Source organism: Streptococcus infantis, assembly GCF_047463615.1.
Classification (GTDB): Bacteria; Bacillota; Bacilli; order Lactobacillales; family Streptococcaceae; genus Streptococcus; species Streptococcus infantis_X.
Map to the genome: position 1 here is coordinate 168,308 of NZ_JASHDO010000002.1, position 16,839 is coordinate 185,146.

The 16,839-nt window shown below is 39.9% G+C and carries 19 protein-coding genes, 1 tRNA gene, 1 rRNA gene, 1 other RNA gene and 2 pseudogenes; 2 read left to right on the forward strand and 22 right to left on the reverse strand.

Going from position 1 to position 16,839, the window contains the following annotated elements; genetic code table 11:
- Nucleotides 1–145: 145 nt before the first annotated feature.
- The 5 genes from QM874_RS04115 to QM874_RS04135 all read right to left on the reverse strand — a co-directional run bounded on the left by QM874_RS04115 (nt 146) and on the right by QM874_RS04135 (nt 3,834).
- Nucleotides 146–340 carry a class IIb bacteriocin, lactobin A/cerein 7B family gene (locus QM874_RS04115; protein WP_414316322.1) on the reverse strand — a complete coding sequence of 65 codons (195 nt, stop codon included), beginning with the start codon at nt 338–340 and terminating at the stop codon, nt 146–148.
- Between the two features lie 326 nt (nt 341–666).
- Nucleotides 667–903 (reverse strand): phosphopantetheine-binding protein, encoded by a 237-nt coding sequence (locus QM874_RS04120; protein ID WP_414316323.1) that lies wholly within the window; start codon nt 901–903, stop codon nt 667–669.
- Between the two features lie 5 nt (nt 904–908).
- Nucleotides 909–1,901, reverse strand: a complete 993-nt coding sequence (gene plsX, locus QM874_RS04125) for a phosphate acyltransferase PlsX (RefSeq protein ID WP_414316324.1) — start codon at nt 1,899–1,901, stop codon at nt 909–911.
- Nucleotides 1,898–2,668 (reverse strand): DNA repair protein RecO, encoded by a 771-nt coding sequence (gene recO, locus QM874_RS04130; protein WP_414316325.1) that lies wholly within the window; start codon nt 2,666–2,668, stop codon nt 1,898–1,900. Before recO ends, plsX begins: the two co-directional genes overlap by 4 nt.
- Nucleotides 2,665–3,834, reverse strand: a complete 1,170-nt coding sequence (locus tag QM874_RS04135; RefSeq protein ID WP_414316326.1) for a pyridoxal phosphate-dependent aminotransferase — start codon at nt 3,832–3,834, stop codon at nt 2,665–2,667. The genes recO and QM874_RS04135 overlap by 4 nt, the downstream gene beginning before the upstream one ends.
- A gap of 154 nt (nt 3,835–3,988) precedes the next feature.
- Here QM874_RS04135 and QM874_RS04140 point away from each other — a divergent pair, with 154 nt between their 5' ends.
- Nucleotides 3,989–4,999: a YeiH family protein gene (locus tag QM874_RS04140; RefSeq protein ID WP_075229717.1), complete on the forward strand. Its 1,011-nt coding sequence runs from the start codon at nt 3,989–3,991 to the stop codon at nt 4,997–4,999.
- A 183-nt stretch (nt 5,000–5,182) separates the two neighbouring features.
- On the opposite strand, the gene QM874_RS04145 is transcribed toward QM874_RS04140, so the two are convergent.
- From QM874_RS04145 to tadA, 13 genes and pseudogenes are all read right to left on the reverse strand, one after another.
- Nucleotides 5,183–5,620, reverse strand: a complete 438-nt coding sequence (locus QM874_RS04145) for a CoA-binding protein (protein WP_414316327.1) — start codon at nt 5,618–5,620, stop codon at nt 5,183–5,185.
- A gap of 131 nt (nt 5,621–5,751) precedes the next feature.
- Nucleotides 5,752–6,720 (reverse strand): ribose-phosphate diphosphokinase, encoded by a 969-nt coding sequence (locus tag QM874_RS04150; protein ID WP_414316328.1) that lies wholly within the window; start codon nt 6,718–6,720, stop codon nt 5,752–5,754.
- Nucleotides 6,721–6,850: 130 nt separating this feature from the next.
- Nucleotides 6,851–7,678, reverse strand: coding sequence for a PrsW family glutamic-type intramembrane protease (locus QM874_RS04155; RefSeq protein WP_414316329.1), 828 nt, complete (start codon nt 7,676–7,678; stop codon nt 6,851–6,853).
- A 24-nt stretch (nt 7,679–7,702) separates the two neighbouring features.
- Nucleotides 7,703–8,200 (reverse strand): beta-class carbonic anhydrase, encoded by a 498-nt coding sequence (locus tag QM874_RS04160; RefSeq protein WP_414316330.1) that lies wholly within the window; start codon nt 8,198–8,200, stop codon nt 7,703–7,705.
- A gap of 161 nt (nt 8,201–8,361) precedes the next feature.
- Nucleotides 8,362–9,057, reverse strand: a complete 696-nt coding sequence (locus QM874_RS04165; protein ID WP_414316331.1) for a TIGR00266 family protein — start codon at nt 9,055–9,057, stop codon at nt 8,362–8,364.
- A gap of 70 nt (nt 9,058–9,127) precedes the next feature.
- Nucleotides 9,128–10,492, reverse strand: coding sequence for a DNA repair protein RadA (gene radA / locus QM874_RS04170; protein ID WP_414316338.1), 1,365 nt, complete (start codon nt 10,490–10,492; stop codon nt 9,128–9,130).
- Between the two features lie 10 nt (nt 10,493–10,502).
- Entirely contained in the window at nt 10,503–11,018 is a 516-nt protein-coding gene (locus QM874_RS04175; protein ID WP_414316332.1) for a histidine phosphatase family protein, read from the reverse strand.
- A 1-nt stretch (nt 11,019) separates the two neighbouring features.
- Nucleotides 11,020–11,325 (reverse strand): annotated as a pseudogene (locus tag QM874_RS04180) (isochorismatase family protein); the annotation flags it as partial.
- Nucleotides 11,321–11,482: pseudogene (locus tag QM874_RS04185) on the reverse strand (DNA repair protein RadA); the annotation flags it as partial. The pseudogenes QM874_RS04180 and QM874_RS04185, both read right to left, overlap by 5 nt.
- Nucleotides 11,483–11,492: 10 nt before the next feature.
- On the reverse strand, nt 11,493–12,032 hold the full coding sequence (locus tag QM874_RS04190; protein WP_414316339.1) for a histidine phosphatase family protein: 540 nt from the start codon (nt 12,030–12,032) through the stop codon (nt 11,493–11,495).
- Between the two features lies 1 nt (nt 12,033).
- Entirely contained in the window at nt 12,034–12,477 is a 444-nt protein-coding gene (locus QM874_RS04195; RefSeq protein ID WP_414316333.1) for a dUTP diphosphatase, read from the reverse strand.
- 52 nt (nt 12,478–12,529) lie between these two features.
- An RNA gene (gene ffs, locus QM874_RS04200) (signal recognition particle sRNA small type) lies at nt 12,530–12,628 on the reverse strand.
- 32 nt (nt 12,629–12,660) lie between these two features.
- On the reverse strand, nt 12,661–13,128 hold the full coding sequence (tadA, locus tag QM874_RS04205; protein ID WP_414316334.1) for a tRNA adenosine(34) deaminase TadA: 468 nt from the start codon (nt 13,126–13,128) through the stop codon (nt 12,661–12,663).
- 303 nt (nt 13,129–13,431) lie between these two features.
- Here tadA and QM874_RS04210 point away from each other — a divergent pair, with 303 nt between their 5' ends.
- Nucleotides 13,432–13,974: a hypothetical protein gene (locus tag QM874_RS04210; RefSeq protein ID WP_414316335.1), complete on the forward strand. Its 543-nt coding sequence runs from the start codon at nt 13,432–13,434 to the stop codon at nt 13,972–13,974.
- 472 nt (nt 13,975–14,446) lie between these two features.
- On the opposite strand, the gene QM874_RS04215 is transcribed toward QM874_RS04210, so the two are convergent.
- The 4 genes from QM874_RS04215 to rrf form a co-directional block, all read right to left on the reverse strand.
- Nucleotides 14,447–15,733, reverse strand: coding sequence for an adenylosuccinate synthase (locus QM874_RS04215; protein ID WP_371607963.1), 1,287 nt, complete (start codon nt 15,731–15,733; stop codon nt 14,447–14,449).
- Nucleotides 15,734–15,965: 232 nt separating this feature from the next.
- Nucleotides 15,966–16,217, reverse strand: coding sequence for a sigma(X)-activator ComW (gene comW, locus QM874_RS04220; protein ID WP_414316336.1), 252 nt, complete (start codon nt 16,215–16,217; stop codon nt 15,966–15,968).
- Between the two features lie 417 nt (nt 16,218–16,634).
- A tRNA-Asn gene (locus QM874_RS04225) sits at nt 16,635–16,708 on the reverse strand.
- A 5-nt stretch (nt 16,709–16,713) separates the two neighbouring features.
- A 5S ribosomal RNA gene (gene rrf, locus QM874_RS04230) occupies nt 16,714–16,829 on the reverse strand.
- Nucleotides 16,830–16,839: the final 10 nt, after the last annotated feature.

The following is a 16,839-nucleotide window of genomic DNA, read 5'->3' on the forward strand; positions in this document are numbered from 1 at the left end:
AATAAGCAGAACAAACGTCCTACCTACTAAAAATATGATTTCAAAAGGAATATAGCATGAAAATTATATTTCTGTTTCTGAACCGAATTTGTAACCTGCGTTAAAAATTTTTACACTAGCGTTTAATAATCTAGCAACGACCAGATTATAGTCGATTTGCATAATATCCTAATGCTTTTCCACCAGCAAAAAGCACTGTTGCTCCACCTGCTACCGCTGTACCTACTTTCCAAACAGACATTCCAACGATTACTAGAGGGATAACTCCCCCATCCACTTCCGTCAGCTCTTCTTCCGTAAGAGCTGCAAAGTTCTGTTCCATTTTATCAAAGTTTGTCACTTGTTTTCTCCTTTATTTTTATATTTGTGATTTCTAACCTTTAAACCATTTTAAAAGCCAAATTGGATAAATAACTGAAATAATCATTTCTAATCTCCTTCCTCTTCTTCTCACTTATCTATTCGATAAAATAATTTCAAAATAAACAACTAAGTCAAATTTATTTTAAAAACCACTTGATCAACCACGGATAAAGACCTGTCACATACATCAGCAATCCTCCTTTTTTGTTCTTATCTCTTTATTCGTAAACTCAACTATAAAATTTCAAAATCTTATCTTTTTCGAAAAACAAAAAAACAACATGACTTGCATGTTGCTTTATGTTAGATTTTATCTTTAATGACCTTTAATACATCCGCCACACTTTGGAGGTGATCGATTTCTTCATCACTGATTTCGATTCCAAATTCATCCTCAATGGTTAGAACAAATTCCATCAAATCTACCGAATCAGCTTCCAAATCATCCTTCAAGCTCAAGGCCTCTGTGACTACAAAGTCTTCTCCTTGACGTTCTTGGATGATGGTCACGATACGGTCAAAAATTTCTTTTTCTGTCATATATATTATTCTCCTGAAAATTCACGCGCAGTTTGAGCAACTACGTCTGTTTCTAGCATGGTACGAATCTGACGAATCGTACTGTACACAGCCTTGGCATCACTTGATCCATGAGTCTTGACAACCGGCGCCTTGACACCAAACAAGACTGCACCTCCAACGTCAGAATAGTTGAGTTGCTTTTTCAAACCTCTAAGACTATCCTTAAGAAGAAGAGCACCTAATTTAGCTCGCAAACCGCCACCTGTGATAGCATTTTTTAGCAAGCCCATGATCCCCATGGCTGTACCTTCAATGGATTTGAGCACAGCGTTTCCCGTGAAACCATCTGTTACGACTACATCAGCAACGCCATCCATCAAATCACGCGCTTCCACATTACCGATAAAGTTCAAACTCTCATCAGCTACTAGCAAGTCATAAGTTTCCTTGCGGAGTGGATCTCCCTTGCTGCTCTCTGTCCCGTTATTAAGCAAACCAACTCGTGGTTTTGCAATTCCACGAACATTTTTAGCGTAGAAAGAACCTAGGATGGCATATTGATGAAGGTGATGGGCTGTGTTTTCTGCATTGGCACCGAGATCTAGCATATCAAAACCTTTCCCATCAACTGTTGGTAAGGTTGACATAAGCCCAGGTCGATCGATATTCTTGATACGACCTACGATGAAAAATCCGGCCGCAAGCAAAGCACCTGTATTTCCTGCAGAAAGAACAGCATCTGCCTCCCCATCTTTGACAGCCTTGGCCGCCAAGACCATACTGGCATTTTTCTTCTTACGGATAGCTTTTGTAGGCTCATCATCAGAATTTATTTTTTCATCTGTATGGATAATGCTGATGCGATCTGTAGCTGTTAGATATTGCTTAATTTTACTTTCATCTCCGTAAAGTTGAATCTCAATATCTGAAAAGTCAGCAAGAGCTTGATTGACTCCCTCTACAATAGCTTGAGGTGCATAATCGCCACCCATTGCATCTACTGCGATTTTTTTCATTTGTCTTCCTCTTTTAGTAATTGTCCCCAATCGGCTAGGGAATCAATAAATTTCTTTGATTTTAGGTGAATCCCGACGTACTCTTCGTAAATCTGGTCCATAAACTTACGCAAGTCTTGCTTAATTTCTGACTTGAGCGAAATAGTCTCCAGAGTATCAAAATCAATGGCTTGAAATTGATTGAGCAGATAAGGAATATTGGGATTTAGATGACATCGTTTCTCATCCTCATGATAATGCTCTGGGCAAAGACAGGCTCCATATTTGAAAGAAAAGTCAAAGGCCTGACCTACTCGATGACAAAAAGTACACTCATTAAAGTTTAGACCAATCCCAAACCGTGTCAAAATCTGAATTTCAAAAATATTAGTCAAAACTTGATAATCCAGGCCATCTTCCATCAACTCCAAGGTCTTTTGCAAAAAAGCAAATAAGGGAGCGTCCTGCTGATTATCCTGCAAACTCGCATCAGCCAAGGCTGCCACATAGGTCGCATAAGCCATGGTAAAGAGATCACTATTGATCCCTGGAAAGGTCATCACCTCATGATAATCCTCAATATAACTGAGTCCATCATCATTGATGCGCAAGAGAAAACGAGCTAGCACCAAGGGCTGAATAACCGGAGCCAGTTTTGATTGACCAGCGTGTTTCACAAAAAACATGCGCTTGCCTGCCTGTTCTGTAAAGATTTTAACAAGCTTATCATCCTCTCGAAAATTTCGATTGTAAAGTACTAAACCCTGACTTGTGATAGATTGAATCATGCTTCTCTCATGTACTCCTCAAGTCGTTTCATAGCTTCTCTGATGGTTCCCATGCTAGCTGCATAAGATAGGCGAACATAGCCCTCTCCATACTGTCCAAAGGCAGCACCAGGGATGAAGGCGACAGCCTTTTTCTGGGCAAAATCTTTCAGAAAAGCAAAGGAATCTTGATTATAGCCTGCTGGAATCTTAGCAAAGATATAAAAAGCACCATCTGGTTTGATAATCTCAAAACCAAGTGCAGTCATCTTCTCGATAATGTAGTCCCGACGTTGGATATATTCCTTCTTCATAGGTTCCGCATCATTCTTACCAGCTGTCAAAGCTTCTACCGCTGCGTGTTGAGCCATGGTGTTTGCGGCAGTGACCAAGTACTGGTGACTCTTGATGAGTTGAGCTGTAAAGTTTGCTGGTGCAAAGATAAAGCCTAAACGCCAACCTGTCATGGCATGGGATTTGGATAGACCATTGATGATAATGGCCTGATCTCTCAACATAGTTCCCAAAGATACATGATTTTCCCCTGTATAGGTCAATTCTGAGTAGACTTCATCACAGACTACGAAAATCTCATACTTGCGTAAAACGTCTGCCAAGGCTCCCAACTGCTCGCGACTATAGGTAATTCCTGTTGGGTTAGCTGGATAGTTGAGAATAACTGCCTTGAGCTTGTCCCCCTGCTCCAAAATTGCCTTTTCCAACATCTCAGGCGTCAAAACAAAACCATTTTCAGTTGTATCAATCTCGACAATCTCTGCACCAACTAGATTAACTATTGGCTCATAGCCAGGATAGGCAGGAGCTGGCAAGAGAACCTTGTCTCCTTCCTCCAAAATAGCTGTCAGAGTAGCTGACAGAGCCTCTGTCGCACCAATTGTGACCAAGATTTCATTCTCTGGATTGTAGTCCAGCTGATATTTCTCTTTTACAAAATCACTCGCCGCCTGACGCAATGTCAACAAACCACTCATCCCTGTATAGTAGGATTGATCTTGGTCAATGGCTCGTTTTGCAGCTTCCTTGACATGATCTGGCGTTGTAAAATCTGGTTCTCCCAAGGTCAATCGCAGGACTCCAGGAATCTCTGAAATAGCCTGGTCAAACTGACGAATCAAGGAAACTTGAATCTTATCTAATTGTCTGTTAAAGCGTTTGGTTAAGTCCATATATATCCTCCTTGATCAAAGAACATATGTCTATTATACTACAAAAGCTCTCTGACCGCAAAATTCCGTTAATTTACAACCTTATTCCTACTTTCTACTTTACTTTTCTGACAGATAAGATTATAATGAGAAGTATTTATTTTCGGAGGTTTTTATGTCATTTCTATCAAAAAATTGGGCAGGACTGTTAGTCTGTCTGATCATTTCTATCATCTCTTGGGTTTTAGGAGGCTTTCTGCCTGTTGTGGGAGCACCTGTTTTCGCCATTTTTATCGGAATGATTCTCTACCCCTTTCTCACTCCCTATAAACAACTGGATGCTGGTTTGACTTATAGCTCCAAAAAATTGCTTCAGTATGCTGTTATCTTGCTTGGGTTTGGACTCAATATCTCACAAGTTTTCGCAGTTGGAAAATCTTCCCTTCCTGTCATCCTCTCAACTATTTCAATTGCTTTGATTATAGCTTTCTTTTTCCAACGATTTTTTAACCTTGATACAAAGCTAGCTACCTTGGTTGGGGTAGGCTCTTCTATCTGTGGTGGTTCTGCCATTGCAGCGACTGCTCCTGTTATTCACGCCAAGGAAAAAGAAGTAGCCCAAGCCATTTCTGTTATCTTTTTCTTCAATGTCTTGGCAGCTCTTATCTTTCCAACTCTAGGTTCTTGGCTCCATCTCTCCAACGAAGGTTTTGCTCTCTTTGCGGGTACTGCGGTCAACGATACTTCCTCTGTAACAGCCACAGCTAGCGCCTGGGATAGTCTGTATCATACCAATACTCTAGAATCTGCAACCATTGTCAAACTGACTCGTACCTTAGCTATTATCCCTATTACTCTCTTCCTCTCCTATTGGCAAAGCCGTCAACAAGACAACAACCAAGGAGTAAAGCTTAAAAAAATCTTCCCCGTTTTCATCCTTTACTTTATCCTAGCTTCTCTGCTAACGACCATCCTTACTTCTTTTGGTGTTAGCAATAGCTTCTTTGCACCTCTCAAACAACTCTCCAAATTCCTCATCATCATGGCTATGAGTGCTATTGGTCTCAAAACCAACCTCATTGCTATGATCAAATCCAGTGGAAAATCCATTCTTCTTGGAGCCCTCTGCTGGATTGCCATCATTCTAACCAGCCTTGGTATGCAAATGCTCATCGGTATTTTATAAGACAAAGAGGCTGGGACAAAAGTCCTAGCCTCTCAATTATCTTTGGATTGTCGAGCAAGACGCAGTGGTTGAGTGGGCTCTACTACGCTGATTTCATCAGCTTTTACAGCACTACTCAACTGTGCGGAGGTGGGACGACGAAATCGAATTCTAACGAATTACCGATTTCTGTCCCACTCTCTTTTATTGTTCAAGAATTAAACGCGTATGTTCTCTCTTTATGCAACGATTCATCACGATATCATCGCATCCTCCATCACGCAAGATTTCTTCCGCTTCTGGATTTTCAAGCCCTAGTTGCGCCCAAAAAATCTTGGCATCTGCCCTGAGGAAATCACGCGCCACATCAGGCAAAAATTCACTACGACGGTATACATTGACAATATCTACAGGAAAAGGAATCTCAGCTAGGCTGGCATAAGCCTTTTCTCCCAAGATTTCACCACCTGCAGCCTTGGGATTGACAGGAATAATCTTATAGCCACGAGCCTGCATTTCCTTAGTCACTCGATTGCTAGTTGTTTCCTCACGATCAGATAAACCCACTACGGCAATTATTTTACTAGTTGCTAGATAGTGACGGACCACTCCATCACTTGGATTGATAAATTCTTGAGTCATAGAAATCCTCCTTTTTTCATTTAGTATAGCATATTTTGAAAAGGCTTGCATATTTTTGCTACCAAAAAACTCCTAACAAAGCAACTTTGAACTGCACCTGGTTAGGAGTTTTGTTTTATTTAACGAATGAATTAGATTTTTTTCTCAATACTAAACAAGGGAGAAAGTGGACGTTTTTCGTGGATACGGACGATAGCATCCGCAAGAAGGTTAGCAATAGAGATTTGCTCAATCTTATCAATCAAACGTTCTTCTGGTAAGTAGATGGTATCCAAAACAACTAATTTTTTAATAGCTGATTTTTGGATATTATCCATAGCAGGTCCTGAAAGTACTGGGTGCGTACAGCTTGCATATACCTCAACTGCTCCTGCTTCAGCCAAAGCATCAGCAGCATGACAGATTGTACCAGCTGTGTCAATCATGTCATCAATCAAAATACAAGTTTTTCCTTCTACCTTACCGATGATGTTCATAACCTCACTGGTATTCATCTTATCTACGCTACGACGTTTATCGATAATTGCAATAGAAGTTTTCAAAAACTCGGCTAATTTACGGGCACGTGTTACTCCTCCGTGGTCTGGACTGACAACCACGTAGTCTGAACCGACCATACCGCGACGCTCAAAGTAGTCCGCAATCAATGGAGCACCCATCAAGTGATCTACTGGAATATCAAAGAATCCCTGAATCTGTGCAGCGTGCAAATCAATCGTCAACAAACGATCTACCCCAGCAACCTCTAGCATGTTTGCAACGAGTTTTGCAGTGATTGGCTCACGCGCGCGCGCTTTTCTATCCTGACGTGCATAACCGTAGTAAGGCATAACAACGTTGACAGATTCTGCACTGGCACGCTTCAAAGCATCGACCATAATCAAAATTTCAAGTAAGTTGTCATTAACAGGTGAGCTTGTTGATTGCAGGATAAATACGTGTCTCCCACGAATAGACTCTTCGATATTAACTTGAATTTCCCCATCTGAAAATTGGCGAACGCTTGATTTCCCCAATTCCATCCCAATCTCTTGCGCCACACGCTCTGCCAACTCTCTATTTGAAGAAAGGGCAAAGAGCTTTAAATCAGAAAAAGACATGATTTCCTCCGGTATTTATGTATCACTAGTGTTTTCACAATATTTTCCAACTACCATTGTAGCGCTTTTTTCTCTATTTTTCAATCAAAAATAAAACAAGAGCAAACATTTATACTCTTGTTATAATCTTTTAAGAAATCTCTTTTATCATCGCATCGTTGTACTTCTCAACAAACTGGAAAGCCTGATAAAAGCTATAAAGAGTAATAGCTGTTACAAGAGGAAAAGCAAGGGGCAACTCTGTCTCCAACTCTACAATAGGTGAGTTGAATAAAAAGTGTATTCCAAAAGCCAGACCAAGATAGATCAAACCAGACTTCAGTTCTGCCTTCTGACCTTTATAAGCCCTGTAAAGCAAGTAAAGACCTAGTATGGCAAGTCCTGAAAAAGTCCAATGCGAGGCAAGAGCAGACGTCATTCGCTCTAAAATCCGAGAAATTGTATAAGCTAAGCCCTCTGGTAAATCCGAGCGAATATAGCTGACATCCTCAATCATTTGAAACCCTAAACCTGAAGCAATCCCTAGTAAAAAGATTGGTTTCAATTTTTTAATTGGAATCAAATACAAAACAAAGGCAAGAGGTAGTAATTTTAAAGGTTCCTCTACAATCGGGGCTACAATAGCATTTTCCAAAGCATTCAAAAACCTACTATCTGGGAAAAGATTCGTCAGAAAATCATGTATGTAGGTATTGGCAAAACTAGATAACCAACCCGAAATAAATATCCCACCCAATAAGGACAAAGTTATAGCCTTTCTTGGAGTTTCCCATTTATGTCCAATACGGTATAGGAGATAAACAGCTGGAATCATATAAAAGAGTGCTAGAAAGATGGAAAGTCCCATCACTCCATATTCCGTTCCAGACATCGATCCATCTGTAAAATACATGGTCTCATACTGTAAACCAATACACACTAATACAATAAAAACAAATAAAATAGTATTTTTCTTCATACACTATCTTTCTACATTTAATCCTTACAGTTTTACGACTGTCATCCTCCCTGTATCTACATCGTAAACGGCACCTGAAATAACAACATCATCTGGGATTAGAGGAGATTCCTGTAGCAATCTCATATCCTCACGAACACTCTCATCAATGTCTTGAAAAGGTAAAAAGTCCTGACCAGTTACATCAACTCCTAATTCACGTTTTAAGTGCTCTTGGAAATCCCCATTTTTGAAGGTTTGAGCACCACAGTCTGTATGATGGAGCACCACAATTTCCCTTGTTCCCATTTGTTGCTGGGAAATCACAAGCGAGCGAATCATATCCTCCGTCACTCGACCACCCGCATTCCGCAAAATATGAGCATCTCCCAGAGCCAACCCAAGAGCTGGCGCAACGTGTAAACGCGAGTCCATACAAGTTACGATTGCAACCTTGGTCTTTGGTTTGATTGATAAATGAAGATCTCCATGCAGTTCTACATAGGCTTGATTGGCTTTTAAAAAATTTTCAAAATAGGACATGACAACTCACTTTCTAGTCTACCAGATAATTTGAACACCAAATTATTTATCTCCTATCTTACCATCTTTTCTTTGTCTTGTCAGCTGTCAACCTTCATATAAAAAACTGGGATAGAAACATCCAGCTTCTAGCTTGGGTTTCTGTCCTAGTTTTTTATATATTATGAACCTTTTTGGATATACTTATTGAGCGATCCTGCAAAGCTCTGAAGATTGAGACTTTGTACGTAGACCTCACCAGTTCCTCGGAAGGTGTTCACCACTCCTTCGCCTGTACCGATAGACTGCCAGAAGCCGTTTTCTAAGTGGATATGATAGTCCAAAGATTGACTCCAAGCCACCACATGGGCATTGTCAATAGTTATTTCTTGGTTTTGAAGTTCAATTTTCTTGATAGAGCCAAAAGCATTAGCCAAGAGAGTTCCCTGGCCTTGGGTGGTCATGACAAAGAGACCGCCTTGCCCTCCGAACAGAGCTTTACCAATAGACTGACTCTCCATAGTATAGGAAGCTGTACCATCAAGAGCTAGAAAAGCCCCATCATTCAGTCGATATTGTTTTTCACCTAGTTCCAGAGCAATCACTTGACCAGGAGTATCTGGTGCTAGAGCAAGGTTGCCGTTGTCAGACTCAGCAATAGCTTGGGTGATAAAGGTACTTTCGCCAGAAACCATGGAACGCCCCACAGCTTTGACAAAACGTCCTAAACCAGAACCGCTAGCATTGAGCTGAGTATTGAGACTTACATTGGGTGTGTGGTAGACCATGCTACCGCGCTGGATATAGACGGTTTCTCCTTGATTGAGTGAAAACTCTACCAAAGGAAATTGCATATGACTGTCCATAGAAAATTTCATAAGAAATTCCTCCTTGTTTTAATAAATGTTAGCAATAAAATAATTAGTCATCTAAAACTGACCATAACGATTATGAGAATACTTTTTTCAAGACTTCCTGAATAGTCGTCACTCCAATCACCTGAATTTCCTTGGGTGGCTTGATACCAGTCAAGGAATTTTTCGGTACATAGATTTTTGTAAATCCAAGTTTCGCAGCTTCATTGATCCGTTGTTCGATACGATTTACGCGCCGAATCTCTCCCGTCAAGCCCAGTTCTCCTACAAAACATTCCTGAGGATTGGTTGGCTTGTCCTTATAGCTCGAAGCAATAGCAACTGCAACAGCCAGGTCAATCGCCGGCTCATCCAATTTGACACCACCAGCTGATTTGAGATAGGCGTCCTGATTTTGAAGCAAGAGACCTGCCCGTTTTTCCAAAACAGCCATAATCAAGCTAGCACGATTGAAGTCAAGGCCAGTCGTCGTGCGCTTGGCGTTCCCAAACATAGTCGGTGTCACCAAGGCCTGCACTTCAGCAAGAATTGGACGGGTCCCTTCCATAGTCACTACGATAGACGAACCAGTCGCACCATCTAAACGCTCTTCTAAGAAAACTTGACTAGGATTAAGGACTTCAACCAGTCCACCTGACTGCATCTCAAAGATTCCAATCTCGTTGGTCGAGCCAAAACGGTTTTTGACCGCTCTCAAGATACGGAAGGTATGGTGGCGTTCCCCTTCAAAGTAAAGCACCGTGTCCACCATATGCTCCAACATACGCGGACCCGCCAAGGTTCCTTCCTTAGTTACATGCCCGACGATAAAGATGGCGATGTTATTGGTCTTAGCCAGCTGCATGAGCTCAGCCGTCACCTCACGCACCTGAGACACAGATCCTTGCACTCCAGAGATCTCTGGAGACATAATGGTTTGAATTGAGTCAATGATGAGAAAATCTGGCTGGATGCGCTCCACCTCAGCTCGAACACTCTGCATATTGGTCTCTGCATAGAGATAAAACTCGCTATCAATATCTCCCAAGCGCTCTGCTCGTAGCTTAATCTGCTGGGCCGACTCCTCGCCACTGACATAGAGAACGGTCCCCACTTGAGATAACTGGGTTGATACTTGTAAGAGCAGGGTTGATTTCCCAATACCTGGATCCCCACCAATCAGGACAAGACTTCCTGGTACCACACCTCCACCAAGAACTCGGTTAAACTCCTCCATCTCTGTCTTGGTTCGATTGACATTGATGGACGTTACTTCAGCCAGTTTCATTGGCTTGGTTTTCTCCCCTGTCAAGGACACACGCGCATTCTTGACCTCGGCAACCTCAACCTCTTCTACAAAAGAAGACCAAGACCCACAGTTGGGACAACGTCCCAGATATTTAGGGGAATTATACCCACAATTTTGACATACAAATGTCGCTTTTTTCTTTGCGATGATAAACCTCTTTCTAAATCTCTATCTCACACTCAATCACTTGGCAAAAATCAATCTTCTCGTCTGGTACAAATTGGCGCATAAGCATTCGATGAGTGACAACAACGACTGTCTGATAGTCTCGATACTTGCCCATAGATTCTAGAAACCGAGACCTCATTTCCTCAGCTGTCTCATATTGAACAGGAGAATTTGGGAGCAACTCCCCATTATTTTCTAAAAATAGTCTTCTAGCTTCTTCAAATCTATCTATGCCACTTTCATATACCTGCCATTCATGCAATAATGGCTCCACTCTCAAAGGAAGTCCCGTAGCACAAGAAACATAAGAAGCCGTTTCTAAAGCTCTGGTCACTGCTGAAGCTACTAGCAAATCAGCTGTTTGTAGTAAAGGATTTTTGCAAAGGTCCTGAGCTTGTTGCCGTCCTTCCTTAGATAAAGGTGCTAAATCCATCCCAAATCCAGTATAGGAACGCTTCTCTAACTCATGGTAATCTGGCTCCCCGTGACGGATAAAAATAATTTTCATATTAAGATCTCCATAAAACTATCCAATCTTGCCACTGCTTCAGTGTTTTATAGAATTTCTTCTGGTTGGCAACTCCGACAGCAGACAAATCGACAGAAACCTGATAATTCTCCTTGGTAGCTGCCAAAACGGAAGCCTTAACACAGCCATTGCCATCTACCCCTATAAACTCTATGCTTTTAGCACCGTTTTCCTCTAAAAAATCTTTTAAATCTAGATTAGTAAAGCAAGAAGCCCGACGCTTCTCAAAGATACGAGAAGATACAAGCAGCAAGCCGGTCGCAAATTTCTTCTTTCTGTCTTTTCTCCCCCGTCAAGGACACACGCGCATTCTTGACCTCTGCAACCTCAACCTCCTCAACAAAAGAAGACCAAGACCCACAGTTTGGACAGCGCCCTAAATACTTGGGGGAATTATATTCACAATTTTGACACACAAATATCGCCTTTTTCTTTGCGATAATAAACCTCTTTCTATATCTCTATCTCACATTCAATCACTTGGCAAAAATCAATCTTCTCGTCTGGTACAAATTGGCGCATGAGCATTCCGTGAGTTACAATGATAATAGTTTTATAATTTTTATATTTTTCCAAAGCTCTTAAAAAACGATGACGCATCTCTAGATCAGTTTCATAGCGATAAGAAGAATCTTCAGATAAACCTCCTTGATGTTTTAGATAATATTCATGAGCTACCAATACACTAGTTAAATCAGAGTTAGTGCCATCTAAGTCTGGACGCCACTCATGAAAAAACGGCTCCACAAATAAGTCCAATCCTGTTTCAACTGCTATATAATGTGCTGTTTCTAAAGCCCTCGTCACAGACGATGAAATAATAATCTCTGACTTTCCAAAACATGCAGTTTTAGCAACTTCTTTTGCCAGACTGCGACCTTTTCCTGTCAATGGTGCTAAATCACGACCAAAACCACTATAGAGTTGCGGATTTTCAAGTTTATCAAGCATACTATAATCTGGCTCCCCGTGACGTACAAAGATAATCTTCATCTTAGTGCCCAGTTGATCCAAATCCACCAGTTCGCACGCCGTCTGCCTCATCTCCATCTGCGATTAAAAATGGTGCAAAAACAGCCTGAACTACACGTTCCCCAACTTCAAGAACAACCTCTTGGTCTGTAATATTCTTCATCTGCGCAAAAATATGCCCTTCATTTCCAGGATTTCCATAATAATCCCCATCAATAACCCCAACTGAGTTAATTAAAACCAGGCCCTTCTTACGAGGGTTTGAAGAACGATCATAGAGATAAAGCACTTCTGTCGGTTGCATATAAGCCTTGACCCCTGTCGGAACCAAGACAATCTCTCCTGGAGCAATAACTGTGCGCATAGCAACCTTTAAGTCGTAACCAGCTGCATGCGCTGTCTCACGCTTCGGTAGCAAATTTTCATCTGTAAAACTAGAAACTAATTCAAAACCACGAATTTTCATATTTCCCTCTTTTTAATCTTTTATTCTAGGCTATTTTATCTTATTTATTCGAAAAAAGCACGAAAAAAGAGCACACAATTCACACTCGCTTAGGGCTGCTGGATTCCTCCCCTGACCCGCTTCACGCAGAACTGTTGCTCCATTAGTTATTATACCACATTTCCAAAGATTTTAAAAGAGAAATTATTTTTTCCGTCGATTTCTGAAAAATTCCTGCATAATGCCTGCACATTCACTCTCTAAAATCCCTGTTTCAACCTCTACACGATGATTAAGACGCTCATCTGTCAAGATATCATACAGACTCCCAGCTGCACCAAATTTCTGATTTTTAGCCCCATAAACTACCTTAGGGATACGAGCAAGCCCAATCGCCCCACTACACATAACGCAGGGCTCAATGGTCACAAAAAGTGTGCAGTCGAGCAAGCGCCAGCTCTCTTCCCTCAGATTAGCATTCTCAATGGCCATAATTTCCGCATGCATAACCGCACGTTGTAACTCCTCACGTGCATTGTGCCCCCGACCAATGATTTCTCTATCCTTGACAATCACACAACCAATTGGGATTTCATCATGCTCTAAAGCAATCTCCGCCTCCTTCAGGGCCTCTCTCATAAAAACTTCTTTTTCTTCAACTGTATAATCCATAACTTCTCTCTTTTCTCGCCTATCAATTCTATCATTATAGCATGTTTTTCTAGACAAAAAAAGAGCTCTATAATATTTGCAAAAACCAACTTTAGATAGTATTCAATCTCTGGTTTGTAGAAATAATGTTATAAAAAGAGTATAATAGTAGCAAAATTGAGAGAAACATTAGAAATCATGAACTGAGAGTAATGGAGACAACTGATACAAAATATTCAAATCTGTCGGAAGATTTTTAACCATAAGTCTCCAAGAGATGATTATCCTGAGATTTAAATAATAAACAAGATGAAAGGGTAAATAATGAAATTAGAATTTTTACAGGATGAACCAAAACTTACCTTGATGTTTCCATATAAAGATACATTTAATAGAGTATGGGGCCCATCCATGATATCTATATCTGTTATGATTCTCTGGATTCTGAAGCGTCTGATGACTTACAATACTGATTTTGCAGACAAGATTGTTATGGCGGTAGCGCTTATTTATGCTCCCCTTCTTATATGGTTTTTGGGCTATTCTCTCTTCATAAATGGAGTAAAAGTAGAGATTTTTAAAAACAATACTGTTCAGTATTATACCTATAGCAGTAGAGGTCACAGCCTATTACATTATCAATTTAGACTTCAAGATATTGAACAACTAACCATTAAAAAGCGTCCCTTTAACTGTGTAAAGCTAACCATCAAAATTAAAAATCCTGTTTGTGTGGCATTACATGAGAAAAAACTAAATAAGCTGGTCAGTGTCAGTATCATCACAGATAAACTAAAGGCAGATACTTTTATGCACGAAATGAAGCAATTTCAAAGAGATAAAGCAGATAATCAAGTTATCAACTAAACTAATTCAGAAAAAATTCAAGTTTGTCTAACTTACAAATTCTCAAGAAACTAGTTCACTGAAGAGGCTGGGATCAGAAATCCCAACCTCATTTTTGCTTAGTTCTGATCCTTTGATGTGTTAGCCAATTGAAGGATTTGTTGCTATTTTAGAATTCAAAAAGCTCCTTTTACCGAAATTTCTTTTCTCTAACTAATCTACCAAAATGTTGAAAACTCGTAGATCTGGGGCTACCAAATCGAGACTTAATCTAGAAACTTAATGCCCAATGTTTTTTCTTCATATCCTACTTTCAAGAAGACACCCAGATAGGACTTAAAAAATGACAAAAAAAGCCACCGAATGCGGTGACTTTATAGGGAGATTATTATGAAAAAGAAAAGTTTAGGATATTTGTTACAACAAGTTAGGAGGTCTTCTTGTAACTGTCTATAGTATACCTGACCTGTCTTAAACAAATCTTAAAAATCTCTTATGACCAAACACTTTCTAAAATATTTGTTTGTTCACGACCAGGACCTACTGAGAAAGTAGAGATGCGAACGCCGACTAATTCGCTAACACGACGAACATAGTTACGTGCATTTTCAGGAAGATCTTCCAAATTGCGAACACCAGTGATGTCTTCTGACCAACCTGGCAATTCCTCATAGATAGGTTTGCAACGTTTCAATTGCTCAAGACTAGCTGGATAGTAGTCAATACGTTGACCATCCAGATCATAGGCTACACAGATTTTCACTGTATCCAAACCACTCAAAACATCGATAGAGTTCAGTGAAAGGTTAGTGATACCAGAAACTCGACGACTGTGACGCATCACAACTGAGTCAAACCAACCCACACGACGTGGACGACCTGTAGTTGTACCATACTCATGACCTACTTCACGAATGCGTTCTCCCACTTCATCAAACAACTCAGTTGGGAAAGGACCATCACCAACGCGACTTGTGTAAGCTTTACATACACCTACAACCTTGTCAATCTTGCTTGGACCAACACCTGAACCGATCGTCACACCACCCGCAACAGGGTTTGATGACGTAACAAATGGATAAGTACCTTGGTCAATATCTAGCATGACACCTTGGGCACCTTCAAAAAGCACACGTTTACCGTTATCAAGCGCATCATTTAAAATAACAGAAGTATCTGTGACATATTGCTTGATTTGTTGACCATATTCATAATATTCTTCAAAAATATCATCAATTGAAATAGGGTTGCTTTCGTACAATTTTTCAAACAAACGATTCTTCTCAGCAAGGTTACGTTCTAAACGCTCACGGAAAATCTCCTTATCCAAAAGATCTGCGATACGAATTCCCACTCGAGCAGCCTTATCCATATAAGCTGGACCGATACCCTTGATAGTAGTACCAATCTTATTTTCACCCTTAGCTTCTTCTTGCAGACGGTCTAACTCGATGTGGTACGGTAAAATAACATGCGCACGATCAGAAATACGTAGATTATCTGTTGTAACACCTTCATCATGAAGATAGCTCAACTCTTTCACAAGTGACTTAGGATTTACAACCATCCCATTCCCAATGACAGAAATTTTTTCAGGGAAGAAAATCCCAGATGGAATCAAGTGCAACTTAAATTTCTTACCATCAATCACGATCGTGTGACCTGCATTATCACCACCTTGGTAACGCGCAATCACTTCTGCATTCGCTGAAAGGAAGTCAGTAATCTTCCCTTTACCTTCATCACCCCACTGGGTACCCACTACAACAACTGAAGTCATAATCTTGTCTGAGCCCTTAGGCTCTTCCTTTCTCACATACATGGCAGGAATCTCACCTGCAATTATATCTTACAATTTATTATAATAAAGATTCTCTATTTTTTCAAGACCAAATACCTGAAACATTAGGAATTTAAAGAAAATCGAAAAAATCATATTGAAAAAATATTGCAAATTTTTATTATGATAAGATAAAACAATAAAATTGTTCGGAAATAACGATAAATAAAGATTAAACTAGAACATAATCCTTTGAAATTAACAACTGTTCAATGTATAATCGGTAGCAAGCACGATAGTGGTAAGAAATCAACGGATGAATAACATCAATGTTATAACGAAACAGATAATAAAGTAAAAATCGAAGATGGAAAACTTCCCACTCCAATTCGTTATCAATTAATTGACTATACTCATTTTCAATAACTTTATAAAAATCAAGATATTCTTCATAAATCTTTCTAATCATTTTAATAAACTCCATTTCTATTGATGAAATGAGTATAACAGAAAAAATAAAGAAAATGGGAAGCTTCTTCTATCATGTATCACTATGAATAGCCAAATAAAAAATAGATAAAAAAACTCACAGATCAGGTGCACAATACTACATTTCAAAAAGAAAAAACTATAATTTATGTAATATGAGGAAATTAATGTAAGAATTACGGTAGCTTAATTATTTACAAATAAATTATAAAACTATAATGATAACACCATAAAATCAAATAGGAATTTACTTCTGAGATCTATTAAACATTTTACAGAATTACTTAAAGTAAAAAAATCAAATATAAGAAGCTTATCAAAGATATCAAAAATTACTAAAGACACAACTAAAAAAGGATCAAGTTGACCCCTAAAAGAAAAATAAAAAAACGTTCCTTAGAACGTTTACTTACTCCGCCAGTAGGACTCGAACCTACGACATCATGATTAACAGTCATGCGCTACTACCAACTGAGCTATGGCGGATAAAAGCTAAGCGACTTCCTTATCTCACAGGGGGCAACCCCCAACTACTTCCGGCGTTCTAGGGCTTAACTGCTGTGTTCGGCATGGGTACAGGTGTATCTCCTAGGCTATCGTCACTTAACTTTGAGTAA